This is a genomic window from Photobacterium sanguinicancri (assembly GCF_002265265.1).
Lineage (GTDB): Bacteria > Pseudomonadota > Gammaproteobacteria > Enterobacterales > Vibrionaceae > Photobacterium > Photobacterium sanguinicancri.
Genome location: NZ_NOIF01000534.1, coordinates 1 through 365 on the forward strand (window position 1 = coordinate 1; position 365 = coordinate 365).

Below are 365 nucleotides of genomic sequence, written 5' to 3' on the forward strand. Positions count from 1 at the left end.
GGCTGTAGGCAGCCGCCAGTGATGTTTGCCGTCTTTCGGTCGCAAAATTACGTCCCTGGTATCTGAACGCTCCAAATAGTGGCTGACTTCGTGCAACCGAAGGGTCAGCTCATCCGCCATGCGTGGAATCAGACGTTTCGGATCCTCGCTGATATTGGGTTGCTGAGTGCCCTCCACCAAGGACCCCTTCTGGTTTTTCCAGATCTCTGGCTTCACGAGATCATCCTCTAACGCCCGATATCGAATGACTTCCGGCAGCGTCAACTGGCCGTTTAAGCGGTTGGGTATCTGCAGATACAAAAACCATTCATACTTGGATTTGTCTATACTGCCATCGGGTTTCGACAGCAATGGCCGTGTGGCTT

1 pseudogene is annotated in these 365 nt (G+C 52.3%); it reads right to left on the minus strand.

From position 1 onward, the window contains the following. A pseudogene (locus ASV53_RS24995) lies at positions 1 to 365 on the minus strand (Tn3 family transposase); the annotation flags it as partial.